The sequence below is a fragment of the Vibrio sp. 1-2 (7-a) genome (assembly GCF_013048515.1).
GTDB lineage: Bacteria > Pseudomonadota > Gammaproteobacteria > Enterobacterales > Vibrionaceae > Vibrio > Vibrio diabolicus.
Genome location: NZ_VHSQ01000001.1, coordinates 95,996 through 121,053, shown reverse-complemented (window position 1 = coordinate 121,053; position 25,058 = coordinate 95,996). Strand labels below are relative to the sequence as shown.

The following is a 25,058-nucleotide window of genomic DNA, read 5'->3' as shown; positions in this document are numbered from 1 at the left end:
TTGAAGTTACGTGTATTATTGATGCGAACAGGTGGATAAACACTTTTACAACCGTATTTTCAAAGTTATAGTTATCTGAGCGTATCCATGTGATTGTCAACTGTAAAGTTAAAACCGCGAGCCCTTTAATGGCAAGCGATACTGTGACTTGATAGTAGACCGCCGCAGGCTTATCAGGGTGTCGCTTTTTATACACGGACGAATAATCTGGCTCATTGGAGATCGGTAATACCCTAATGCCTTCCCAGCAATTAAAACATTGGTTTGCCACGCTAACCTCAAATAGCCCTTTCTTCTTTGCCATTCTTGATAAAAAACACAATTATCGAATGGTAAGTGACCGTTACTGCGATATCGCAGGTTTAAGTCATGAGGAAATCATCGGCTTAAACGATTGCCAGGTACTGGGCGAGCAGTTTTATAAAAAGCTGGCGCCCTACTATCAGCGTGCATTCAAAGGAACGCATGTCGAAGCCGAAATCACCCTCGATGAAACCGACCTTGAAACCAGCCTGCACTTTAGTCTGTCACCGGTTTTTGAAGGTAACGAAATTCGCTTTGTCGTTTTTCACGCTGTGGATACTTCAGAAAAGCAGATCCTCGTACGCTCCTTAGAGGAGTCCGAAAGTAAATTTGCGAAATTGACACAACTACTGCCTGACGGTCTGCTGCTTATCGAAGATGACATTATCATCTCTGCCAACCCTGCATCAGCACGCCTTCTGGGACTGAACTCTCCCCATGAGTTGCTAGGCGAGGAGCTCAGCCGTCTATTCATCGATGAAAACAGCAAGAAAGTGTTTAGTCATCGTTTGAGTGCATTAATTTCTGACAAGCCGTTTGTTTGCTTAACCAGCGCGAGATGTGGCTTTGAACGAAAAGTTCAGTTACACGCAGATTCTACGGCGATATTAGGCAGCGAGTCTCAAATCATCTTGATCCAAGACGCTGACGATACACCCAAGAATTTGTCTTCTGCATCGAATGAAGACATGCATATTGATTCGCTCACCAAACTGTACAACCGCTTTGGTTTTACCAAACGTTTGGAACAGCTGATCAAAAAGCAAACGCCGCTTCTGGTGTTCTATTTGGATATCGATAACTTCAAAAACATTAATGACTCACTTGGTCACCACATTGGCGATAAAGTGATTCAAGAGGTATCGGCCCGTCTTAAACGATTGCTGCCAAATCAAGCGATTATTGGTCATTTGGGTGGCGATGAGTTTGGCGTCATTCTGCCAGAACCAGAAAATACCCGCATGGCTGAAATTTTGTCAGATCGCATTATCTCGTTGATCAACCAGCCTTTCGACTTGCACCACTTCAGTAAACGCCTTGCGTGCTCAATTGGTAGCGTTCGTTACCCTGAAGACGGGCAAGATGCGAGAATCCTGCTACAAAATGCCGATACGGCGATGTATGAAGCCAAAGATCGTGGCCGAAATCGCCTGATCAAATTTAACGACCAGATGAACAAAGAAGCGCGCATGCGTTTGTGGCTTGAAATCGAACTGCAAAAAGCATTGCAGCAGAACGGTTTGGAGGTGTGGTATCAACCAAAGGTTAACGCGCGAGACTTCAGCATTAACGGTGCCGAAGCGCTCGTTCGTTGGAAACACCCTGTCGAAGGTTACATTAGCCCAGGTTCATTCATTCCTGTCGCCGAGCGTGCAGGGTTAATCGAACACCTTGGACGCGTCGTGATGCGTGATGTTTTCAATACGGTAAAACGTTGGAAACAACAAGGCATACTGCCAGGTCGTGTCGCTATCAACCTCTCTCCCGAGCAATTTGGTAATCCACAGCTGATCGACTTTATGGAAAAGTTGCTTCGCACTACCGAGCTTGATCCAAGCTGCATTACCTTCGAGCTAACCGAAAGTGCCGTGATGAGTGATAGCGAACATACACTGCAAATGCTGAATGCGATTAAGAAACTGGGCTTCGCCCTCTCTATCGATGACTTTGGTACCGGTTACTCTTCCCTTTCCTACTTAGCGCGCTTCCCTATCGACGAGCTGAAAATCGACCGCGCGTTTATTAACGATATCGACACGCTACCCAAACAGGTCACTGTGATTGAAAACATCATTAATCTGGGTAAGTCACTCGACTTGACGGTCGTGGCCGAGGGGGTGGAAACCCACCAGCAAGCTACTTTGCTCTCTAACCTTCAATGTAATGCGATTCAAGGATTCCATTTTTATCGCCCACAGCCAAAACATGAAATTGAAGAGCTGTTTGTACAGAATCGTCGTCACAAGAACTAACCCCGACTCGATACCCTTACTCTCAAGGGGTAAATATCGACTTTATTGAGCTAAACCTAACTTAGGTCAATTTCGCTATTCATAATTCTTCATAAAATGCGGACACCTTTTTATTCTCAATGATTGTGAGCATATGGAACTCTTGTGTCCCGCGGGTAACCTGCCTGCGTTAAAAACTGCGATTGATTGCGGTGCCGATGCCGTCTACATTGGCTTCAAAGATGATACCAACGCCCGTCACTTTGCTGGCCTCAACTTTAACGGCAAAAAGTTAGAAAAAGCGGTGCAATACGTTCACGACCGCGACAAAAAAATTCATGTCGCGTTGAATACCTTCGCTCATCCCAATGGCTTTGAGCGCTGGACGAACGCGGTAGACAATGCAGCGGCATTGGGTGTGGACGCGCTGATTGTTGCAGACATTGCAGTTCTGGAGTATGCAGCTCGCAAATATCCCGATCTGGAACTACATCTTTCAGTGCAAGCATCAGCGACCAACATCGCAGCCATTGATTTTTATAAACAGAACTTCAACGTAAAACGTGTGGTGCTGCCTCGCGTCTTATCGATTCATCAGGTGAAGCAGCTTTCGCGCAACATCACTAGCGATGTCGAGCTAGAAGTCTTTGCTTTTGGTAGCCTTTGTATTATGTCCGAAGGCCGTTGTTATTTGTCATCATACATGACGGGTGAGTCCCCAAACACTGTGGGTGCCTGTTCTCCTGCCAAATACGTTCGTTGGCAAGAAACTGATCAAGGTCTTGAGTCTCGTCTAAACAATATCCTAATTGACCGCTACTGCGCAGGAGAAAACGCGGGCTACCCTACGCTCTGTAAAGGTCGTTTTGAAACAGAAATTGATGGTGAGAAAAAACGCTATCATGCTCTGGAAGAGCCAACCAGTTTGAACACCCTTTCGATGCTGCCAGAACTGTTTGCCGCTAATGTCGCATCTGTAAAAATTGAAGGGCGCCAACGCAGCCCAGCTTACGTAGAGCAAGTCACTCGAACATGGCGAGCCGCGATCGATCGCTACCAAGCCAACCCAGAAGCTTACCAAGTTGAAGCCGCATGGGATGCGACGCTCGCAAATGTGTCGGAAGGAACGCAAACCACCCTAGGTGCTTACCACCGTAAATGGCAGTAGAGGTTAAGATGGATAACTCAATGAAATACGCACTTGGCCCACTACTCTATTTTTGGCCAAAACAAGATGTAGAAGCCTTCTACCAACAAGCAAAACAAAGCTCTGCAGACATTATTTACCTGGGTGAATCGGTTTGCTCTAAACGCAGAGAAATGAAACCAGCCCACTGGTTGGAAATCGCCAAAGACTTATCTGCCTCTGGCAAGCAAGTCGTTATCTCTACGATGGCGCTACTGGAAGCACCTAGTGAAGTAAACATCATGAAGAAGTACATCAATAACGGTGACTTCGCCATTGAGGCTAATGACGTATCGGCAGTTCAATTAGCATCAGAGCATAAAGTGCCTTTCGTTGTTGGTCCTGCAATCAATACTTATAACGCACACACGCTCAACTTATTTTTGAAGCAAGGTATGATGCGTTGGTGCATGCCTGTCGAGCTCTCTCGCGAATGGTTAAACGATACTTTAGTTCAGTGTGACGAGCTTGGTATTCGTAACAAGTTTGAAGTTGAGGTATTTAGCCACGGTTATTTGCCTTTAGCGTATTCCGCTCGCTGTTTCACAGCCCGAGCTGAAAACCGAGCTAAAGACGATTGCGAAACCTGCTGTATCAAATACCCTACGGGTATCCAGGTCAGCAGCCAAGAAGGGCAAGAAGTCTTTAACCTTAACGGCATTCAAACGCAATCAGGGTATTGTTATAACCTGAGAAATGACTTACCAAGCATGCAAGGGCTGGTTGATGTGGTCCGCTTAAGCCCTCTCGGTGTGAGTACACTTTCTGAGTTAGAGCATTTTCGCTCAAACGAGCACGGCGACAACCCTGAAAAACTTGAAAGCCGCCAATGCAATGGCTATTGGCATCAGCTAGCTGGCTTAGAAGTAAAAAACATTTAGCTCCCCAAAAAAGAAAAGCGAGGCCCAACCTCGCTTTTCTCTATCAGCCATTGTTAACAGGCTTGCACTGTTGGCTCAGCCGAAGTTTCGTTTAGCAGCTTTTTCACGTCCCGCCACAACATACTGACCACAACTAAACTCAGCGCAATATTGGACAATGGGAAAGCCAACCAAATGCCTGTCACGCCAAACAGTTTCGGCATAACGAACAAAAACGGCAGTTGAACCAACATGTTGCCTAGTGTCACAAACATGGCTTTGCTGCCTTTGTTTACCGATTGGTAGTACGCAGCCGCCACGACTAAAAAGCCATCTAGGAACAACGCAAACATGTGTAAACGAATCCCGATCACCGTGCTATCAATCAACTGTTGATCAGCATTGTTAAACACCGAGACCAACTCGTACGGGAAAAGGTTCATCAAACCCACAAACGCTACACCACCAAGCACAGATGTCCCCATTGCGACTTGCAGTAATTTTCTGACGTTCGCCTGGTTGCGCGCCCCGTGATTGAAACTCACTAGAGGTTGCATACCATTCGCGATTCCCTCTGCAATCAAATAGTAAACCGTCACGATATATCCCAAAATAGCGTACGCCCCGATCAACATTGCACTTCCGTACTGAGCAAATAATGCGTTGTGCATTGCCACCATCACAGAGCCGTACGCGTACATAAAGAAGCTAGATGTACCGATCATTATAATCTTTGGTGCAACATCAACTTGAACCTTAAAGTCACTGATTCGAAGGCGTAAGGTCGCTTTTGAAGTAAAGAAGTAACCAATACCAAGCACGGTTACCACCAATTGTGCCAGCGCTGTAGCAATGGCCGCTCCGGTTAACTCCCACCCCAACCAAGCAATAAATACGTAGTCTAATACAATATTAATGACGGCACCGATGACCATCAGCATCGTTGCTAAGTTCGGGCTGTCGTCATTGCGTAAAAGAAATGGAACCGCGATAGAGCCTAGCGTAAATACGCACGCGACAATCAGAATATGCAGATATTGCAGCGCGAGTTCAAACACTCGCCCTTCCGCCCCCTGCCAGCGAATAAATTCATCGGCAAAATAGAACAATATGGTAGCAACGACCGGCATCAATATCGCTAACAACCCCAATCCGGTCGTTAAAATACGCTTCGCGCCCTCATGATCGTTTTCTCCTTGCTTAATCGACGTTAGCGCACCAGTCCCCACCCCAATCATCATCCCTATACCGAGGATAGAACCGATGATCGGCCACGCAACATTGATCCCTGCTAATCCGTCAGCACCAACATAACGGCCAATAAAAATGCCATCAACTATTTGATATAAACCGTTCACGAGCATTGCTGCGACGGTTGGAATCGTATATTTCCAAAACTGTCTATAAATTGAGTTTTGCATGACTGCCACCAGTAGTTAGCAAAGCTAACCATTTAATTAGCAAGACTAACTAAATGGTTAAATTAAAGAAAAGAAAATGAAACACCAAAGGCTAATTCGTACAGCGGAGGCCTTTGGTTTAATTTAAAATGACTTATTGCTCAATGCTTTATTCAGTAAAGCTTGTAACTGCTCAGCTTCTTGCTGATTTAATTGTTGCATCATTTGTTCAGAGATATCTTTGTAAACCACCTGCTCCAAAGACATTTTTTCTGCGACTTCTTCTGTCAGCAATACACGCTTAGCACGGGCATCCTCATTACATGCGATGCGTTTCACCAAACCCTTTTTTTCCAAACGAACAACCATTGTCGATGCGGAAGGCTTAGTCACTTGCAACTCTTCTGCAAGATCGGTTATTCGTACACCCTCAGGGTAAACCTGAATCACACGTAAATAATCGAACTCATTAAAGCTTAGATGTGATAACGGATCTTCTTTGGCATAAACACGCCAAGCTTTGGCGCAAAAACGCTCTAAATCAATCAAGCTTTCTTCTAGTGCCATAAAATCCACCACCACTTAGTTAGCAAGGCTAACTATTTTAAATGAGTCACTCATCAAGTTCAATCATAAAAAAGCCGCTCTCATCGAGCGGCTCTAAATCATTCAATTTCCTGCTTCTTAGCTGCCTTTAGCTTGGCCAATCTGTCTTGCTGTAATTGATCGTAGATTTGTGCCAGTTCCAAGAAGGAATACCGGTGCTCAACATAATCATAAACGTTGAACGAAATCGCGAGCTTATAAAGTGAGATGGCACTTGCGATGTCACCTTCAAGCTGATTACGCTTTCCAAGGTAGAAATACGTTTCCGTCAATCGTTCAGCTAGGCGATAATTCTCTCTCGTTCCATCCATAATGGCTTTAAGAGCGTCTTCGTCCGAGACGTCTCGCAACATGATAGCAACAAGAACCCATCCCCACTCTTCACTACGATCTCGTAAATAACGCTGTTGAAGATTGGCTTTTGCTTGCTCTGGATTTTGCTCAGCTTCGATGATGTACAGCCATAATGAACGAAAAGGATCCGTTGGCATTTCTTGATAGTGCTTGGTCATATCTTCTAAAGCGAGATCGATTCGGCCACCATAATACAGTGCAATCGCACGGTTGCGCTCAGCATAGGTATTATCCGGAGCCAACTCTATGGTCGAGTCAAACGCTTCATAAGCCGCGTCAAACTCACCCACTTGGGTGAAATACACCCCCAAAAGATTGAAGATATCCGGTTGAGCAGGATTCAACTGCAAAGACTGGTTAAAGTCCAAACGGGCAAGATCACGCAAACCAACGCTATCGTAGTAGCTACCGCGCTCATAATGCATTTTAGCGCGTACTTCATCACTGAGATCAGGACGTTGTAGCAACTGCGATAAACGCGCGATTTGTACTTCTTGTTGAACGCTAGGCTGAAGTGGCACCGCCATCGGTGGATATAGCCACTTTTGTGCTGATTGCTGAGAAGTATTTGCACAACCGGTCAGCGCGATAGCAACACATAAACTTGCGGTTTGAAACCATTTCACTAATTGATACTCCTGTTTGGACCGCTCAAAATTTATTTCTCTTAATGCAATATAGGCGATAACCTCGTTTGAGGTTAATGCGTCGAAATAAACCAAAAAAAGGGGAGCGAAAATGCTCCCCTTTTATAACATGCTTTCAGGCCCTTAATCTAATAAAAGGCTGAAAGTCTCATTTTGTCTTACTCGTCTTTCGCAGCTGGTGCTTCAGCAGCAGCTTCTTCAGCTGGCTTTTCTACCGCTTCTTTCATGCTTAGACGTACACGGCCTTGGCGGTCGATTTCAAGAACTTTAACTTGAACTTCTTGGCCTTCAGCTAGGTAGTCAGACACTTTCTCAACACGTTTTTCTGCGATTTGAGAAATGTGTACCAGACCATCTTTGCCTGGAAGAACCGTTACGAATGCACCGAAGTCAGCTAGACGTGCAACTTTACCCGTGTAGATACGGCCAACTTCAACTTCAGCAGTGATCTCTTCGATACGGCGGATAGCTTCTTTCGCAGCAGTGCCTTCAGTTGCAGCAATCTTGATAGTACCGTCGTCTTCGATTTCGATAGTTGTACCAGTCTCTTCAGTTAGAGCACGGATAACTGCACCACCTTTACCGATAACGTCTTTGATCTTCTCTGCGCTGATCTTCATTGTATGAATACGAGGAGCAAATTCAGAGATGTCTTCACGAGCACCAGAGATAGCTTCATCCATTACAGATAGGATGTGCTTACGTGCACCTTGAGCTTGGTTAAGCGCAATTTGCATGATCTCTTTAGTGATACCTTCGATCTTGATGTCCATTTGAAGTGCTGTGATACCAGTGTTAGTACCCGCTACTTTAAAGTCCATGTCACCTAGGTGGTCTTCGTCACCAAGGATGTCAGAAAGAACAACGAAGTCGTCGCCTTCTTTAACAAGACCCATTGCGATACCCGCAACAGAAGACTTGATTGGCACACCTGCATCCATAAGAGCAAGAGAAGTACCACATACAGAAGCCATTGAAGAAGAACCGTTAGATTCAGTGATTTCCGATACAACACGTACTGTGTATGGGAATTCATCAACAGAAGGCATTACTGCTGCGATACCGCGTTTAGCCAGTTTACCGTGACCGATTTCACGACGCTTAGGAGAACCTACAAAACCAGTTTCACCAACACAGTATGGAGGAAAGTTGTAGTGCAGTAGGAAGTGATCTTTACGCTCACCTGTTAGCTCATCAATGATTTGAGCATCACGCTGAGTACCTAGAGTTGCCGTCACGATAGCCTGAGTTTCACCACGAGTGAATAGCGCGCTACCGTGTGTGCGAGGAAGAACACCAGTGCGTACATCTAGTGCACGAACCATGTCTTTTTCACGGCCATCAATACGAGGGTTACCCGCGATGATGCTACGACGTACGACTGTTTTCTCTAGATCATGGAAGATAGTGTGAATTTCTTTTGTATCCGCTTCAGGATCTTCAGCAAGAAGAACTTCATTTACTTCCGCAGCGATCTCATTGATACGGTCGTAACGAGCCATCTTCTCAGTGATTTTGTAAGCCTCAACAAGCTTCGCTTCTGCTAGCTCAGCAATCTTATCTTTAAGTGCTGTGTTTTCTTCAGGAGCAACCCAATCCCAAGCAGGAGTTGCTACTTCTGCTTTGAATTCGTTGATAGCTTTGATAGCAACTTGTTGTTGATCATGACCGTAAACAACCGCTGCTAGCATTTCTTCTTCAGTTAGGTTGTCCGCTTCTGATTCAACCATCAGTACGGCTGACTCTGTACCTGCAACAACAAGGTCAAGCTTAGAAGTTTCTAGTTCAGTTTGGCTAGGGTTAAGTACAAGCTGACCATCGATATGACCAACACGCGCCGCACCGATAGGGCCGTTGAATGGAATGCCAGAGATAGCAAGAGCAGCAGAGGTACCGATCATTGTAACGATATCTGGCTGAACATCTGGGTTTACAGACATTACTGTCGCGATAACCTGAACTTCGTTTTTAAATGCGTCTGGGAATAGCGGACGGATTGGACGGTCGATTAGACGAGCTGTTAGCGTTTCGCCTTCAGAAGGACGACCTTCACGCTTGAAGAAACCGCCTGGGATTTTACCCGCAGCGTAAGTACGCTCTTGGTAGTTAACCGTTAGTGGGAAGAAGTCTTGACCTGCAACGGCTTCTTTTTTACCTACAACAGATACGAATACAGACGTATCATCCATTGTGACCATAACTGCTGCTGTAGCTTGACGTGCAATAACGCCAGTTTCTAAAGTAACTGTGTGGTTACCGTACTGGAACGTTTTAACAACTGGTTTTTCGAACATTGTTATTCCTTGTTTCTAATCTTCCTTTAGTGCTTAAAGAAATCTTAGATGTGTTAATTGACACTCAAGGCATTACGAATCGCGACTAGTAAAAAGAAACTCGGAAATTCCTTTTGAATAGTCGCGACCTTTTGGTCGACGTGGTTGACTGTAATGCTATGAGCTTTTGAGAAAACCTCTTACGAGGTTTAGCCGCCAGTATTATAACGGCATAAGTCTAATTTGGCTAAATTTAGGCAACAAAAAAGGGGCATAAAGCCCCTTTTTAGACAAACTGCTATGCAGTCGCTGATTAGCGACGTAGGCCTAGACGTTTGATTAAGTCTTGGTAGCGAGCTAGGTTTTTACCTTTTAGGTAATCTAGAAGCTTACGACGACGAGAAACCATACGTAGAAGACCACGACGGCTGTGGTGATCGCCTTTGTGCGCTTTGAAGTGACCTTGTAGGTGGTTGATAGAAGCTGTAAGTAGAGCTACTTGAACTTCTGGTGAACCAGTGTCGCCTTCGCCTTGTGCGTATTCTGCAACGATTGCTGCTTTAGTTTCTGCATTCAGAGACATAATTCTCTCCTAATAAGAGTAGGTTTAAAGTTGTAGCAGCCAATCTCTGATTCAGCCGCTACGCGAAGCGCGGATTATAGGGAAATTTCCTATCTCGTGCAATATAAAAATACCGACACTCAGGTCGGTATTTTCAATCATTTACTTGGATGCGACGTCATCTCGGAACACAACCAATCGCTTAGGAGCGATTTTGCCATCTTCGTTCATTTCGCCAACGCCAATAAACAAACGCTCTTCACCCATGGTAAGGCGAAGTGAGCCTTCGGTAGGCGCACCAAATACTTGAACAGGTTGCCCATGCTGAACCATATCCGCCAGTTCAGGCACTAAGTTGACTTCTGGTAAGTCTTCTACCGCTGTATCCATTGGTAACAGCAATGGGTCCAATAGTTCTCGAGGAGCGCGTTCTTCACGGTGTGCTTGCTCTAGTAACTCATTCAGTTGCTCAAGTGTCACCATCTTCTCGTAAGGGTATTTCGCAACACCAGTGCGTCGAAGCATAGTTACGTGCGCACCACAACCTAACATTTCGCCTAGGTCATCCACGATGGTACGAATGTAGGTGCCTTTTGAGCAATGAACTTCCATCTCGACTTCATCGCCTTCAAAACGGTGAAGAACAATCTCGTATACCGTGATCTTACGAGATTCACGCGGAACTTCGATGCCTTTACGAGCGTATTCATACAAGGGTTTACCTTGATACTTCAACGCAGAGAACATGGAAGGCACTTGATCAGATTCACCACGGAACTTATCGATGCACGCTTCTAGCTTGTCTAACGTAACATCGACTGGACGCGTCTCTACAACTTCACCATCCGAGTCAGACGTATTGGTACGTTCACCCAGCTTTGCGATCACACGGTAGCGTTTATCAGAATCAAGAAGAAACTGAGAAAATTTTGTCGCTTCACCCAAGCAAATTGGCAGCATGCCTGTCGCTAATGGGTCCAAGGCTCCAGTGTGGCCTGCTTTCTCGGCAAAGTAGATTCGCTTTACTTTTTGCAGTGCATCATTGGAAGAGATACCTGTTGGTTTGTCCAACAGTATAACGCCATTAATTGGACGACCTTTACGACGACGAGCCATTATTCTTCGTCCTCACGACCAGAATCTTTTTGCTTTTGTTTGTCTGAACTAACGACTTCAGACACTAGGTTAGACATACGCATACCTTCAACAAGCGTATTGTCATAGTGGAAGCGGATTTCTGGCGTTAAACGTAGACGAATACGCTTACCTAACATCATGCGAATGTGCACTTCGTGCTCACGTAGTGCAGCTAGACATGATTCTGGTGTTTGCTCACCCACACATAGGAAGGTTACAAATACTTTTGCGTAAGCAAGGTCACGAGAAACTTCTACGTCTGAGATCGTTACCATGCCAAGGCGTGAGTCACGAACTTCACGTTGAAGGATCATCGCTAGTTCTTTTTGCAGCTGCTGTGCAACGCGCTGCGTGCGGCTAAATTCTTTTGACATATCTTTACTCTTATATAGAAAGAATGGGGGGTTGGTCAAAGCCAGCCCCCCATGGTGTATTCAACAACCAATTACTACTTATCTTTCAAAGACAATATTAGTAATTTTAGTCAATTAGTCTAGAGTACGTTTAATTTCAACGATTTCGAAGACTTCGATTTGGTCACCAACGCGAACATCATTGTAGTTCTTAACGCCGATACCACATTCGTAGCCATTCTTAACTTCTTGAACGTCATCTTTGAAACGACGTAGTGACTCTAGTTCACCTTCGTAAATAACAACATTATCACGCAGTACACGGATTGGGTTGTTACGCTTGATCACACCTTCTGTAACCATACAACCAGCGATAGCGCCCAGTTTCGGTGACTTAAACACGTCACGAACTTCAGCAAGACCAATGATCTCTTGCTTGAATTCTGGAGCAAGCATACCGCCCATTGCTTGTTTCACTTCGTCAATCAATTGGTAAATGATTGAGTAGTAACGTAAGTCAACAGCTGCGGCTTCTACAGCACGGCGAGCAGAAGCATCTGCACGAACGTTAAAGCCAAGGATGATTGCGTTTGAAGCTTCCGCTAGTACTACATCAGTTTCCGTAATACCACCAACACCAGAACCAACGATGTTCACTTTAACTTCGTCAGTAGATAGCTTAACTAGTGAGTCTGCGATTGCTTCTACAGAACCTTGAACGTCTGCTTTAAGTACAACGTTAAGTTCAGCAACTTCACCAGCAGTCATGTTAGAGAACATGTTCTCTAGTTTAGATTTCTGCTGACGAGCAAGCTTCACTTCACGGAACTTACCAGCACGGTAGTTAGCTACTTCACGCGCTTTACGCTCGTCACGAACTACTGTTGCTTCATCACCTGAAGATGGTACACCTGAAAGACCTAGGATCTCTACAGGGATAGATGGGCCAGCCGAAGTAATTTCTTTACCTAGCTCATCACGCATTGCACGAACACGGCCGTACTCTTGACCACAAAGAACGATATCGCCCTTGTTTAGCGTACCTGATTGAACAAGTACTGTTGCAACTGGACCACGACCTTTATCTAGACGAGATTCAACAACAACACCAGACGCCATGCCTTCTTTCACTGCTGTAAGTTCTAGAACTTCAGATTGAAGAAGGATTGCTTCTAGAAGAGCGTCAACGTTTGTACCCTGTTTCGCAGAGATGTGAACAAAGATGTTCTCACCGCCCCACTCCTCAGGAATAACATCGTATTGAGCAAGCTCATTCTTAACGTTATCTGGGTTCGCGCCTTCTTTATCGATCTTGTTCACAGCAACAATTAGAGGAACGCCTGCCGCTTTCGCGTGCTGAATCGCTTCTACTGTTTGTGGCATTACGCCATCGTCTGCTGCAACTACAAGAACAACGATATCTGTCGCTTGAGCACCACGAGCACGCATTGCAGTAAACGCTGCGTGTCCAGGAGTATCAAGGAACGTGATCATGCCGTTGTCTGTTTCAACGTGGTACGCACCAATGTGCTGAGTAATACCACCCGCTTCGCCAGAAGCAACGTGTGTGCGACGGATGTAGTCAAGTGTTGACGTTTTACCGTGGTCAACGTGACCCATGATAGTAACAACTGGAGCACGTGGAACTGCTTCCGCGTTAGTGTCACGGTCAGATAGTACCGCTTCTTCCAGCTCGTTCTCTTTACGAAGAACTACTTTATGGCCCATTTCTTCAGCAACAAGTTGTGCTGTTTCTTGGTCGATCACTTGGTTGATAGTCGCCATAGCGCCCATCTTCATCATTACTTTGATAACTTCTGTCGCTTTAACCGACATCTTGTTAGCAAGTTCTGATAGAACGATCGTTTCGCCAATTACAACGTCTTGCTTAGCAACCGTTGCTGACTTATCAAAGCCATGCTGCATTGAAGTCGGTTTAGCAAGTTTGCCTTTACGACCTCTACCGCCACGTTGGTTGTTACGGCCACCGCGAGCTTGGTCGTCTTTACCTGAAGCTTTTTTCTTCTTACGACGACCGCTCTCTACTTTGCGATCTGCTTCATCTTCGGCTTCACGTGCGTATTGTGAAGTCGTTACATGGTAATCTGTATCTTCCATATCACCCTTTTTCTCTTCTGCAGCAGACCAACGCTCTTTATTCTTTTCAGCCAATTCGCGAGCTTCTTCAAGCTTGCGCTGACTTTCCTCTTCAGCCTTACGCTTAGCTTCTTCTTCCTGACGACGTTTAAGCTCGTCGGCCTCTTTTCGCGCTGCTTCTTGCTTAATTTTCTCTTCAGCATCACGCTTTGCTTTTTCTTCAGCATTGCGTTGTGCATTCGTATCTACGTCTCGCTTCGCTTTTTCTTCAGCTTCACGTTTCGCTTTTTCTTCCGCTTCACGTTTTGCAGCTTCTTCAGCTTCACGTTTTGCAGCTTCTTCAGCTTCACGTTTTGCAGCTTCTTCTGCTGCACGTTTTGCTGCTTCTTCTGCTTCACGTTGTGCTGCTTCTTCAGCTTCACGTTTCGCTTCATCTTCAATTGTGCTGCGCTTCACGTATGTACGTTTTTTGCGCACCTCAACCTGAACATTCTTACTCTTACCACCACCCGCGTTCACACTAAGTGTACTACGAGTTTTACGCTGAAGCGTAAGGCGAGTCGGCTCTGAATCACCTGATTTATCACCGTGTTCTTTCTTTAGATGAGAGAGAAGCTTCTGCTTCTCTTCATCAGTAACATTGTCAGAGCTCGCCTTTTTAATGCCAGCGTCAGCAAGTTGTTCAATCAAGCGGTCGACTGGCGTACCAATCTCATCACTCAGTGCTTTAACTGTTAATTGTGTCATGCCGCTTCCTCCTTGCCGAAAATTATGCTTCTTCGCCGAACCAACAGATGTTACGTGCGGCCATAATTAGCTCACCTGCACGTTCTTCGGTCAGGCCTTCGATACCTTCTAAATCGTCAATACCTTGGTCAGCAAGATCTTCCAGTGTCGCTACACCTTTCGCTGCCAATTTAAATGCCATCTCACGCTCAAGACCTTCAAGTGCAAGCAGATCTTCAGCTGGTTCTAGACCTTCAAAAGACTCTTCTTGTGCTAGTGCGATCGTCGTTAGTGCATCTTTTGCACGTCCACGAAGCTCTTCGATTAGCTCTTCATTCAAACCATCGATTTCTAGTAGCTCGTTAACTGGCACGTATGCGATTTCTTCTAGCGTTGAGAAACCTTCTTCAACAAGAAGTTGAGCGAAGTCTTCTTCAATATCTAGGTACTTCATGAAGTTTTCAATAGATGCTTGTGATTCTTCAGCGTGTTTCTTCTGAAGATCAGCAACTGTCATAACATTCAGTTCCCAACCTGTTAGTTGAGATGCTAGACGCACGTTTTGACCATTACGACCGATAGCTTGCGCTAGGTTGTCAGCTTCAACTGCGATGTCCATTGAGTGCGCATCCTCATCAACGATGATAGAAGCAACATCAGCTGGCGCCATTGCGTTGATAACGAATTGAGCTGGGTTATCATCCCAAAGCACGATATCGATACGCTCACCACCAAGCTCGCCAGAAACAGCTTGTACACGTGCACCACGCATACCAACACACGCACCTACAGGGTCGATACGTTTGTCATTTGTTTTGACAGCGATCTTAGCGCGAGAACCAGGATCACGTGCCGCGCCTTTCAACTCGATAATATCTTCAGCGATTTCAGGCACTTCAACACGGAATAGTTCTGCCAGCATTTCAGGCTTAGAACGAGTGATGAACAGTTGGAAACCACGTGCTTCTGGCGCGACTTTGTAAAGAAGACCACGAACGCGGTCGCCTGGACGGAAGTTTTCACGAGGAAGTTGGTCATCACGTAGGATTACCGCTTCAGCGTTGTTACCAAGGTCAAGTACGATTGTGTCGCGGTTTACTTTTTTCACAACGCCAGTGATTAGATCACCTTCATTGTCGATGAACTGCTCAACGATTTGTGCACGTTCAGCTTCACGAACTTTTTGTACGATAACTTGCTTAGCCGTTTGAGTCGTAATACGGTCAAACGTTACTGATTCGATTTCGTCTTCTACGTAGTCGCCAAGCTCGATTGAGTCATCTTCGTACTGTGCTGCTTCTAGTGAGATCTCTTTTGTAGGGTTCTCAACGTCATCAACAACTAACCAACGACGGTAAGTCACAAACTCACCAGTTTTACGGTCAATGGCAACACGTACGTCGATTTCGATTTCGTATTTTTTCTTTGTAGAAGTTGCTAGAGCAATCTCAAGAGCCTCAAAGATACGCTCACGAGGTACCGCTTTTTCGTTCGATACCGCTTCTGCTACCGCTAAAATTTCTTTACTCATTGTATTTAGCCTCTAAGCTTAAACTTTTTTAGGGAACTAAAATTTAGGGATCAGGTTAGCTTTGGAAATGTTACTTAGAGCAAACTCTTCTTGCTGACCGTCTACAGTAATTGTCACTGTTTCGCCATCAACGCCGTGGATAATACCTTTCCACTTACGACGGTTTGCTACAGCCATTTTCAATACGATGCTGACCTCGTGACCAATAAATTGCTCGTAATGTGCTGCTTTAAAAAGTGGTCTTTCTAAACCTGGAGAAGACACTTCTAGGCTGTAAGCAACAGAAATTGGATCTTCAACGTCTAAAACCGCACTAACTTGGTGGCTAACTTCTGCACAGTCGTCCACGTTAATACCATTTTCATGGTCAATGTAGATGCGTAACGTTGAGTGCGCGCCTGCACGAATGAATTCTAATCCAACCAACTCATAGCCTGATGCCTCTACTGGTGCTTCAAGCATTTCAGTAAGTTGTCTTTCTAAACCAGTCATTTAACCACTCCAGAAACAAAAAAAGGGCTCAGAGCCCAATCAAAAAACCAAGCAGTCTCTGAGCTATTTCAAAAAGCTCAGATAACAAAAAACCCCGATAGTCGGGGTTTTATGCTGCTGGACCCTGATACGTTAAGAATAGCCAACAAATGCTTCTCTTAACTCGTAGTGTGGTTAGCACTACGCAAACTTGCCAATCTACGATTTCTTCTTAAAGAAAGAGATTGGTTGCGGGGGCCGGATTTGAACCGACGACCTTCGGGTTATGAGCCCGACGAGCTACCAAGCTGCTCCACCCCGCGTCCGACTTGCTGAGCATTATACTCGCAAACAAGTGATTTACAAGTTTGTAAATACATGGTGCCGAGAGAGGGACTCGAACCCTCACACCTAAGGCACTAGCACCTCATGCTAGCGTGTCTACCAATTTCACCATCTCGGCATCAAAACCTTACAGCTTATTGAGGAATTTCATCACCCGCAGGGGCTGGAACTTCACTCGCTGCATCCTTAACTTGTTCAACAACTGGTTGACCTAATGTTGGGTCTACCCATTGTGATTCAATCTTGTGCGTAGACATACGACCAAGCAACAAGCTAACGATAAAGAATACGGTTGCTAAAATAGCAGTTGTTCGGGTTAAGAAATTACCTGAGCCGCCAGCACCAAACACTGTGTTTGAAGCACCAGCACCGAACGAGGCTCCCATATCTGCGCCTTTACCTTGTTGAATCAACACAAGGCCAATCACACCAAGCGCTGCCAACAGGTAAATCACAAGTAGAACTGAAAACATTTTTTCCACCTATGTTCCAAATTGTTGAGCCAGCGCCGTTCAAGAGAATAAATCATAATTGAACAAGGCTAGCGACCTCCTAACGGGAGGCGGAGCAATACTAGCGAAAGCCGGTAACGCTGACAAGGGAAAATTAGTAAAAAATCAATGCCAATGCGCTAAGCGCTCAAAAAAAGGGCAAAAGATGCCCTTTTCATACACTCCACACTTTAACGCAATGATTAACAACTTGCTTTTACAGCTTCGGCAATTTTCAATGCAGAGCTTTGAACTAACTCGCCATCCTCACCTTCCACCATAACGCGAATCAAAGGCTCTGTGCCAGATTTACGCAGTAATACACGTCCTTTATCACCCAGCGTCGCTTCTACTTCGGCGACGGCGTTTAGTACTGCTTGAGCTTCAAGAGGATTACTTTCCCCTGCAAAGCGGACATTTTCTAGAACCTGAGGATACAACGTCATGCCTTGCGATAGCTCATGCAAGGACATATCGCTGCCAACTACAGAAGCCAGCACTTGCAGTGCTGCGACAATCGCATCGCCCGTGGTGACTTTATCTAATAAGATCACATGGCCTGAGTTTTCAGCACCAATTTTCCAGCCCTTTTCTAGCAGTTGTTCCATGACATAACGGTCACCAACAGCGGCACGTACGAATGGAATGCCTAGCTGCTTTAAGCCATTTTCCATGCCCAAGTTAGTCATCAACGTACCAACTACACCACCCTTTAGCTCGCCACGACGAAGAGCATCACGAGCAATAATGTAAGCGATTTGGTCGCCATCGACTTTGTTGCCAAGGTGGTCAACCATAATGATACGGTCACCATCACCATCAAATGCTAAACCAAGGTGTGCTTGCTCTTCAACGACACGCTTTTGAAGCGCACGAACATCTGTTGCGCCCACTTCTTCATTAATGTTGATGCCGTTAGGCTCTACGCCCATTGCAATAACTTCTGCGCCAAGCTCTTTGAAGACATTTGGAGCAATGTGGTACGTTGCACCGTGCGCACAATCTACCACGATTTTAAAGTTTGCAAGACTCAATTCGGATGGGAAAGTACTCTTACAGAATTCGATGTAACGGCCTGCAGCGTCATTTAGACGAGTGGCTTTACCAAGTTCTGCAGACTCAACACATTCAATGTCTTTATCCAGCTCTGCTTCAATCGCCAACTCGATATCGTCAGGTAGCTTAGTACCTTCAGAAGAAAAGAATTTAATGCCGTTGTCGTAATATGGGTTATGCGATGCAGAAATCACAATCCCCGCCTCTGCGCGGAAAGTTTGAGTTAAATATGCCACTGCTGGGGTTGGCATTGGACCAGTAAATGTTGCTTTAAGTCCCGCTGCAGCAAGGCCTGCTTCTAATGCAGATTCAAGCATATAACCGGAGATACGCGTATCTTTACCTATAATAACTTTCTTTGTGCCTTGTTTTGCTAGTACACGACCAGCAGCCCAGCCAAGCTTAAGTACGAAGTCCGGAGTGATTGGGTATTGTCCTACTTTACCGCGCACACCGTCAGTACCAAAGTAACGTCTTTTATTCGACATAAACTTTCCTTTATTATTTTTAAATATTGTTTTTCGTCATCTCAACAACTTTCATTGCTTCGATTGTCTCTTCAAAGTCATGCACACGAATGATCTGCGCGCCTTTCATTGCTGCAATCGTAGCGCAAACAACACTCGCATTTGTACATTCAGCCGCTGGCTTATCCAACAATTTAAAAATCATTGATTTACGAGACATGCCAGCCAAAATTGGCAGGCCGAATTCATGAAACTTTTCAAGATGAGCGAGCATATGATAATTGTGTTCTATCGTTTTGCCAAAGCCAAATCCAGGATCGAGAATCAGTTGAGATTTATCAATCCCTGCTGCTTCACATGCCGCGATACGTTCTTCTAGAAAGGCTGATACGTCGCTCATCACATCATCATAATGAGGTGCAACTTGCATGGTTCTAGGTTGACCTTTCATATGCATCAGACAAATTGGAAGCTTTGCTTCTGCTGCGACTTCGAGAGCACCAGGCTCTTGCAAAGATCGAATGTCATTGATCAAGTCAGCCCCAGCATCAATTGCTTGACGCATAACTTCCGCTTTACTGGTATCGACCGAAATCCACACATCGTACTTTTCACGAATGGCCTTGATTACTGGGACAACACGTCGAAGTTCTTCTTCTAGAGACACATCTGGCGCGCCAGGCCTTGTCGACTCCCCACCAACATCAACAATGCTTACACCAGCCTTTATCATTTTATCAACTTGAGCAAGGGCGAGTTCAATCGAGTTGTATTTACCACCATCGGAAAAGGAATCCGGAGTCACATTTAGAATGGCCATAACATGTGGACGGGAAAGATCTAAAGATTTGTTATTTGCTGTAATCATCATCATAAACACAAAAACCCCGAGATAACTCGGGGTTTATTATTATCAACACTCTTTATTCAGAGTCTTTCTTTTCAGGCGCTTCGCTAGAAGTCGCTTCTGGAGAGCTAGACTTTTCTGCATCTTTCGCAGCGTCTGTTGCTTCTTCTTTAACTTCTGGCTTTGCTTGAGGCTTCTCGCTGTCTTCAGGTTTGCCAGTTGAGTTATCACTCCAACCCGCAGGCTCACGAATTTCAGCTTTGCGCTCCATTAAATCATCAATTTGACGAGCATCAATGGTTTCATACTTCATCAGCGCATCTTTCATCGCATGCATGATATCCATGTTTTCTTGAAGAATCTTCTTCGCACGGTCATAGTTGCGGTCAATGATTTGACGAACTTCATCATCAATCAGTTTCGCCGTATCGTCAGATACATGCTTAGTCTGAGTCACGCTACGACCAAGGAACACCTCACCTTCATCTTCTGCATACAGTAGAGGACCAAGCTTTTCAGAGAAACCCCATTGAGTCACCATCTTACGAGCAATATCAGTTGCACGTTCAATATCGTTTGACGCGCCTGTTGAGACTTTATCAGCACCGTAGATAAGTTCTTCTGCTAGGCGACCACCGTACAAGCTAGAGATCATAGACTCTAGGTGCTGGCGAGACATGCTGACACGGTCTTGCTCTGGTAGGTACATAGTCACACCCAACGCGCGACCGCGTGGAATGATCGACACCTTGTACACTGGATCGTGCTCAGGTACTAAACGACCAACAATTGCGTGACCCGCTTCGTGATAAGCCGTTGACTCTTTTGTCTCTTCAGACATCACCATTGAACGGCGCTCGGCACCCATCATGATTTTGTCTTTCGCTAATTCGAATTCAACCATAGAAACGTTACGCTTGTTACCACGCGCAGCAAATAGCGCCGCTTCGTTGACTAGGTTTGCTAAATCAGCACCAGAGAAGCCTGGTGTACCACGAGCGATTAGAGAAGGCTCTACGTCACCTGCTAGAGGGACTTTACGCATGTGTACTTTTAGAATCTGCTCACGACCACGTACATCTGGCAATCCAACCACCACTTGGCGGTCAAAACGACCAGGACGTAGCAATGCTGGGTCAAGAACGTCTGGACGGTTAGTAGCAGCGATTACGATGATACCTTCGTTACCTTCGAAACCATCCATTTCTACTAGCATTTGGTTTAGTGTTTGCTCACGTTCATCGTGACCACCACCAACACCAGCACCACGCTGACGACCCACCGCATCGATTTCATCGATGAAGATAATACAAGGCGCTGCTTTCTTAGCTTGTTCGAACATGTCACGTACACGAGATGCGCCGACACCCACGAACATTTCTACGAAATCTGAACCCGAGATGGTAAAAAACGGTACTTTCGCTTCACCAGCAATGGCTTTCGCTAGAAGCGTTTTACCAGTACCGGGAGGACCTACCATTAACACACCAGTAGGAATCTTACCGCCCAGTTTTTGGAAGCGGCTTGGATCGCGCAAGTAGTCCACCAGCTCTTTCACGTCTTCTTTTGCTTCGTCACAACCTGCAACGTCAGCAAAAGTTGTCTTGATTTGTTCTTCGCTCATCATTCGAGCTTTGCTCTTACCAAAAGACATGGCGCCTTTACCGCCGCCGCCTTGCATTTGACGCATGAAGAAAATCCATACACCAATCAGTAAGATCATTGGGAACCAAGAAATGAAAATAGTACCAAGCAAGCTCTGCTCTTCTGGAGGCGTGCCCTGTACTTTCACGTTTTGGTTAATTAGGTCATCTAGAAGCTTTTGGTCATACACTGGCATATAAGTGACCATTTTGGCACCGCCGCCACGACGAACAAAGCTAATTTCACCGTCTTTAAAAGTTGCTTCTTGAATCTGGCCTTGGCCAACTTCCTGTACAAACGTGGTGTAATCCACGGTTCTGCCATTGCTTTCTCCAGGGCCAAAGCTCTGGAATACCGACATCAATACGACGGCGATAACAAGCCACAGAATTAAATTTTTTGCCATGTCACTCAAGGTGTAAGCCTCTCGATAACTAATTGTAATTAAAGGTAGGGTACTACAGTTCATTCACTGTAGCTATAGTGTTAACACGCTCTCAAGAGAGCAAAATGGTTAACCTTTGTAACCAGTGGCTACAACAAAGACTTCTCGAGAGCGAGCTCGCGATGAGTCTGGTTTTCTAATTTTTACGGCTTTAAACATGTCTCGGACTTCTTTCACATACTGATCGAAGCCTTCCCCCTGGAAAACCTTTACGACAAAGCTACCATTAGGCGCTAGAACTTGTCGACACATATCTAAAGCCAATTCAACTAAATACATAGCACGAGGTTGGTCAACAGAGTTATTTCCCGCAATATTAGGTGCCATGTCAGACATTACTACGTCTACCATTGAAGGTTGGATTCTTTCTAGCAAAGCTTCCAATACAGCATCATCGCGAAAGTCGCCTTGTAAAAAGCTGACCCCCGCAATCGGGTCCATAGGAAGCAAATCACACGCAATGATCTGACCACTGTCTCCTACTATCTTAGCAGCATATTGAGACCACCCGCCCGGTGCCGCACCCAAATCGACGACTGTCATCCCAGGCTTTAACAATTTATCTTTCGTTTGAATCTCATCGATCTTGAAATAAGCACGTGAGCGATAGCCTTTTTTACGAGCCTCATTCGCGTATTTATCATCAAAGTGTTCTTTCAACCAACGACCAGAACTAGCCGAATGTTTTTGTTTACTCATTTTAATCCCAACAAGGCGCAAATTGGAGCTATTGTTTTAATAGGCGCTACCTATTACTCAATAAATTATAGTCTTCAGCAATAGATGGCGTTAAAATAGCTTTTTTCAACCCTTATTTTAAAGAAAATTGGCCGCGTAATGAACCTAAGCACCAAACAAAAGCAGCACCTTAAAGGCCTAGCTCACAGTTTAAAACCTGTCGTGCTAATGGGCGCAAATGGACTTACAGAAGCCGTGCTAGCAGAAATTGAAATCGCTCTTAACCATCACGAACTGATCAAAGTAAAAGTTGCTTCAGAAGATCGTGAAACAAAACAGCTAATCATCGACGCTATCGTACGTGAGACGGGCGCAGAAAAAGTTCAGACTATTGGTAAAGTGCTTGTGCTGTACCGCCAGTCTGAAGAGCGTAAAATCGAAATCCCTCGTAAGTAATTCTACTTACGTTGCTGAAGAAAAAAGGTCGCCATTGGCGACCTTTTTGCGTTTTATTGGAGTAACAAAATTACTCTCAACGACTTAGATGTATTCTACTCGATCGATTTCGAAGTCTTTCGCGCCACCCGGAGTTTGAATAGCAACCTCATCGCCTTCCATCTTACCGATCAAGCCACGAGCAATTGGTGAGCTTACTGAAATACGGCCAGCTTTAATGTCTGCTTCGTCATCACCAACAATTTGGTATGTTTTTTCTTCTTCGGTGTCGATGTCAATCAAGGTTACGGTTGAACCAAAAATAACTTTACCCGTGTTCTCCATCTTCGTTACATCAATAACTTGAGCAACTGACAGTTTGTATTCAATGTCACGGATTTGTGCTTCACAGATACCCTGCTCTTCTCGAGCGGCGTGATATTCTGCGTTCTCTTTTAAATCACCTAACTCACGAGCTTCAGCGATTGCCTCTGAAATTTGAGGACGTAGTTTAAGTAGACGATCGAGTTCTGCACGTAGCTTTTGCTCGCCACGTAGTGTCATTGGAACTTTTTCCATTTTATAACCTCAAGCCCAAATGGGTCTTTGGACAAAAAAAAGCCCACCCTGCCATAGGGCTGGGTAGTGCGCTTAAAGATGTATTTCATTTAGTGTAAACAAACTCCCGGACGAAATCATCTTAATTCGAAAGGCTGTAAGACTATGCACTTTCGGCATAATGATATAAGTCACTTTTAGAACGATTCTAGAGTGCATCACTGTCGCAATTTGTTGAAAAACAACACTGTTCATTACACCAAAAACATCAAAAAAGATAAAAACTAATCAATGTCAGATGAATGTTATAGCCACAAAATACCATTTAAAACAAAAAGTTAAATCAAAAACCAGAACAATCGAACAGTGTTCATCGATACGATTTATATCATTTTACTAACTCATACGGAAACTTTAGCAGTAAAACATGTCCAGCGAGTTGTTAGATCAAAGGCTTACAAGGGCGAATTATACCGCTCATTGGCCGATTATAGACCAACAACTTGTGAGAGATTACCTCTCCCCCATACAACAATGATTATGGACAGCTAACTAGGACAAATAAGATGAAAAAGACTCTAATTGCTCTTTCTGTATCTGCAGCAGCTATGGCAACTGGCGTAAACGCAGCTGAACTTTACAACCAAGACGGCACTTCTCTAGAAATGGGCGGCCGTGCTGAAGCACGTCTATCTATGAAAGATGGCGACGCTCAAGACAAATCTCGCATCCGTCTAAACTTCCTTGGTAAACAAGAGATCAATGACAACCTATACGGTGTTGGTTTCTGGGAAGGTGAATTTGAGACTGCTCAAAACGGTACTGTAGACGGCGACGACAAGAGCGATCTAGAAACTCGTCTTGCTTACGCTGGTCTTGGCGGTGCTTACGGTGAGTTCGCATACGGTAAAACTGAAGGTGCACTAGGCGTTATCACTGACTTCACAGATATCATGGCTTACCACGGTAACTCTGCAGCAGACAAACTAGCTGTAGCAGACCGTACAGACAACATGATGGCTTACAAAGGTCAATTCGAAAACCTAAGTGTTAAAGCAAGCTACCGCTTCGCTGACCGTGTAGAACAAAACGGTGAATACTCTGATAACAAACAAGACGGCTACTCTCTATCAGCTATCTACGCTGTAGCAGACACTGGTCTTGAGCTTGGTGCTGGTTACGCAGACCAATACGATGCAAACGAGTACATGCTAGCTGCATCTTACACAATGTCTGATCTTTACTTCGCTGGTATCTTCACAGATGGCGAAAAAATGACTGACACATTCAACAACACTGTTGATTACACTGGTTACGAACTAGCGGGTGCTTACACGCTAGGTCAAACAGTATTCACAACGACGTACAACAATGCAGAAACTGACAACGAGACTTCTGCAAACAACTTCGCTGTTGATGCTTCTTACTACTTCAAACCTAACTTCCGCGGTTACGTTTCTTACAACTTCAACCTAATTGACGCTGGCGATAAGTTCGGCTCAACTAGCGGTAAGACAGTTGCGAACAAGATCGATGCTGAAGACGAGCTAGCTCTAGGTCTACGTTACGACTTCTAATTCCGGTCTTTGACTAGAATATCGAATGCCCGCTTCAAGCGGGCATTTTTTATACTC

At 45.1% G+C, this 25,058-nt stretch carries 21 protein-coding genes and 2 tRNA genes; 5 read left to right on the top strand and 18 right to left on the bottom strand.

What is annotated here, in order from left to right; genetic code table 11:
* Window positions 1–236: 236 nt before the first annotated feature.
* The 3 genes from FKN08_RS00485 to FKN08_RS00475 all read left to right on the top strand — a co-directional run bounded on the left by FKN08_RS00485 (window position 237) and on the right by FKN08_RS00475 (window position 4,322).
* A complete protein-coding gene (locus FKN08_RS00485) occupies window positions 237–2,276 on the top strand; it encodes a bifunctional diguanylate cyclase/phosphodiesterase (RefSeq protein ID WP_170891001.1) in 2,040 nt (679 codons plus the stop codon).
* A gap of 133 nt (window positions 2,277–2,409) precedes the next feature.
* Entirely contained in the window at window positions 2,410–3,423 is a 1,014-nt protein-coding gene (locus FKN08_RS00480; RefSeq protein WP_005394650.1) for a peptidase U32 family protein, read from the top strand.
* A 20-nt stretch (window positions 3,424–3,443) separates the two neighbouring features.
* On the top strand, window positions 3,444–4,322 hold the full coding sequence (locus FKN08_RS00475; protein ID WP_164666362.1) for a U32 family peptidase: 879 nt from the start codon (window positions 3,444–3,446) through the stop codon (window positions 4,320–4,322).
* A gap of 53 nt (window positions 4,323–4,375) precedes the next feature.
* Here FKN08_RS00475 and FKN08_RS00470 read toward each other — a convergent pair whose 3' ends face one another.
* From FKN08_RS00470 to rlmE, 17 genes are all read right to left on the bottom strand, one after another.
* The gene (locus tag FKN08_RS00470; RefSeq protein ID WP_109169503.1) at window positions 4,376–5,722 is read right to left on the bottom strand and encodes an MATE family efflux transporter; all 1,347 of its coding nucleotides are present in this window, start codon (window positions 5,720–5,722) and stop codon (window positions 4,376–4,378) included.
* Window positions 5,723–5,845: 123 nt separating this feature from the next.
* On the bottom strand, window positions 5,846–6,268 hold the full coding sequence (locus tag FKN08_RS00465; RefSeq protein ID WP_005394653.1) for a MarR family transcriptional regulator: 423 nt from the start codon (window positions 6,266–6,268) through the stop codon (window positions 5,846–5,848).
* A gap of 98 nt (window positions 6,269–6,366) precedes the next feature.
* The gene (gene nlpI / locus FKN08_RS00460; RefSeq protein WP_012841449.1) at window positions 6,367–7,287 is read right to left on the bottom strand and encodes a lipoprotein NlpI; all 921 of its coding nucleotides are present in this window, start codon (window positions 7,285–7,287) and stop codon (window positions 6,367–6,369) included.
* Between the two features lie 179 nt (window positions 7,288–7,466).
* The gene (gene pnp / locus FKN08_RS00455) at window positions 7,467–9,602 is read right to left on the bottom strand and encodes a polyribonucleotide nucleotidyltransferase (protein ID WP_005394655.1); all 2,136 of its coding nucleotides are present in this window, start codon (window positions 9,600–9,602) and stop codon (window positions 7,467–7,469) included.
* A 292-nt stretch (window positions 9,603–9,894) separates the two neighbouring features.
* The gene (rpsO, locus tag FKN08_RS00450; protein ID WP_005380094.1) at window positions 9,895–10,164 is read right to left on the bottom strand and encodes a 30S ribosomal protein S15; all 270 of its coding nucleotides are present in this window, start codon (window positions 10,162–10,164) and stop codon (window positions 9,895–9,897) included.
* Between the two features lie 141 nt (window positions 10,165–10,305).
* Window positions 10,306–11,259, bottom strand: a complete 954-nt coding sequence (gene truB, locus FKN08_RS00445; RefSeq protein WP_170890998.1) for a tRNA pseudouridine(55) synthase TruB — start codon at window positions 11,257–11,259, stop codon at window positions 10,306–10,308.
* Entirely contained in the window at window positions 11,259–11,654 is a 396-nt protein-coding gene (gene rbfA, locus FKN08_RS00440) for a 30S ribosome-binding factor RbfA (protein WP_005380087.1), read from the bottom strand. The genes truB and rbfA overlap by 1 nt, the downstream gene beginning before the upstream one ends.
* A 114-nt stretch (window positions 11,655–11,768) precedes the next feature.
* Window positions 11,769–14,477, bottom strand: a complete 2,709-nt coding sequence (gene infB / locus FKN08_RS00435; RefSeq protein ID WP_046875050.1) for a translation initiation factor IF-2 — start codon at window positions 14,475–14,477, stop codon at window positions 11,769–11,771.
* Between the two features lie 22 nt (window positions 14,478–14,499).
* The gene (nusA, locus tag FKN08_RS00430; RefSeq protein WP_005380084.1) at window positions 14,500–15,987 is read right to left on the bottom strand and encodes a transcription termination factor NusA; all 1,488 of its coding nucleotides are present in this window, start codon (window positions 15,985–15,987) and stop codon (window positions 14,500–14,502) included.
* A gap of 36 nt (window positions 15,988–16,023) precedes the next feature.
* The gene (gene rimP / locus FKN08_RS00425; protein ID WP_005394659.1) at window positions 16,024–16,479 is read right to left on the bottom strand and encodes a ribosome maturation factor RimP; all 456 of its coding nucleotides are present in this window, start codon (window positions 16,477–16,479) and stop codon (window positions 16,024–16,026) included.
* 225 nt (window positions 16,480–16,704) lie between these two features.
* Window positions 16,705–16,781 (bottom strand) — tRNA-Met (locus tag FKN08_RS00420).
* A 56-nt stretch (window positions 16,782–16,837) separates the two neighbouring features.
* Window positions 16,838–16,921, bottom strand: a tRNA-Leu gene (locus FKN08_RS00415).
* Window positions 16,922–16,937: 16 nt separating this feature from the next.
* Window positions 16,938–17,276 (bottom strand): preprotein translocase subunit SecG, encoded by a 339-nt coding sequence (secG, locus tag FKN08_RS00410; protein WP_005394661.1) that lies wholly within the window; start codon window positions 17,274–17,276, stop codon window positions 16,938–16,940.
* A gap of 221 nt (window positions 17,277–17,497) precedes the next feature.
* A complete protein-coding gene (glmM, locus tag FKN08_RS00405; RefSeq protein WP_005394663.1) occupies window positions 17,498–18,838 on the bottom strand; it encodes a phosphoglucosamine mutase in 1,341 nt (446 codons plus the stop codon).
* Window positions 18,839–18,857: 19 nt separating this feature from the next.
* Entirely contained in the window at window positions 18,858–19,688 is an 831-nt protein-coding gene (gene folP, locus FKN08_RS00400) for a dihydropteroate synthase (RefSeq protein WP_031780413.1), read from the bottom strand.
* A 52-nt stretch (window positions 19,689–19,740) separates the two neighbouring features.
* A complete protein-coding gene (ftsH, locus tag FKN08_RS00395; RefSeq protein ID WP_048625946.1) occupies window positions 19,741–21,714 on the bottom strand; it encodes an ATP-dependent zinc metalloprotease FtsH in 1,974 nt (657 codons plus the stop codon).
* 108 nt (window positions 21,715–21,822) lie between these two features.
* On the bottom strand, window positions 21,823–22,452 hold the full coding sequence (gene rlmE / locus FKN08_RS00390; protein ID WP_005388985.1) for a 23S rRNA (uridine(2552)-2'-O)-methyltransferase RlmE: 630 nt from the start codon (window positions 22,450–22,452) through the stop codon (window positions 21,823–21,825).
* A 138-nt stretch (window positions 22,453–22,590) separates the two neighbouring features.
* Between rlmE and yhbY the strand changes: the two genes are divergently transcribed.
* Window positions 22,591–22,887 carry a ribosome assembly RNA-binding protein YhbY gene (yhbY, locus tag FKN08_RS00385; protein WP_005380066.1) on the top strand — a complete coding sequence of 99 codons (297 nt, stop codon included), beginning with the start codon at window positions 22,591–22,593 and terminating at the stop codon, window positions 22,885–22,887.
* Between the two features lie 84 nt (window positions 22,888–22,971).
* Here yhbY and greA read toward each other — a convergent pair whose 3' ends face one another.
* A complete protein-coding gene (greA, locus tag FKN08_RS00380) occupies window positions 22,972–23,445 on the bottom strand; it encodes a transcription elongation factor GreA (protein WP_005380065.1) in 474 nt (157 codons plus the stop codon).
* Window positions 23,446–23,990: 545 nt separating this feature from the next.
* On the opposite strand from greA, the gene FKN08_RS00375 reads away from it, so the two are divergent.
* On the top strand, window positions 23,991–25,001 hold the full coding sequence (locus FKN08_RS00375; protein WP_012841444.1) for a porin: 1,011 nt from the start codon (window positions 23,991–23,993) through the stop codon (window positions 24,999–25,001).
* The last annotated feature ends 57 nt before the right edge of the window (window positions 25,002–25,058 follow it).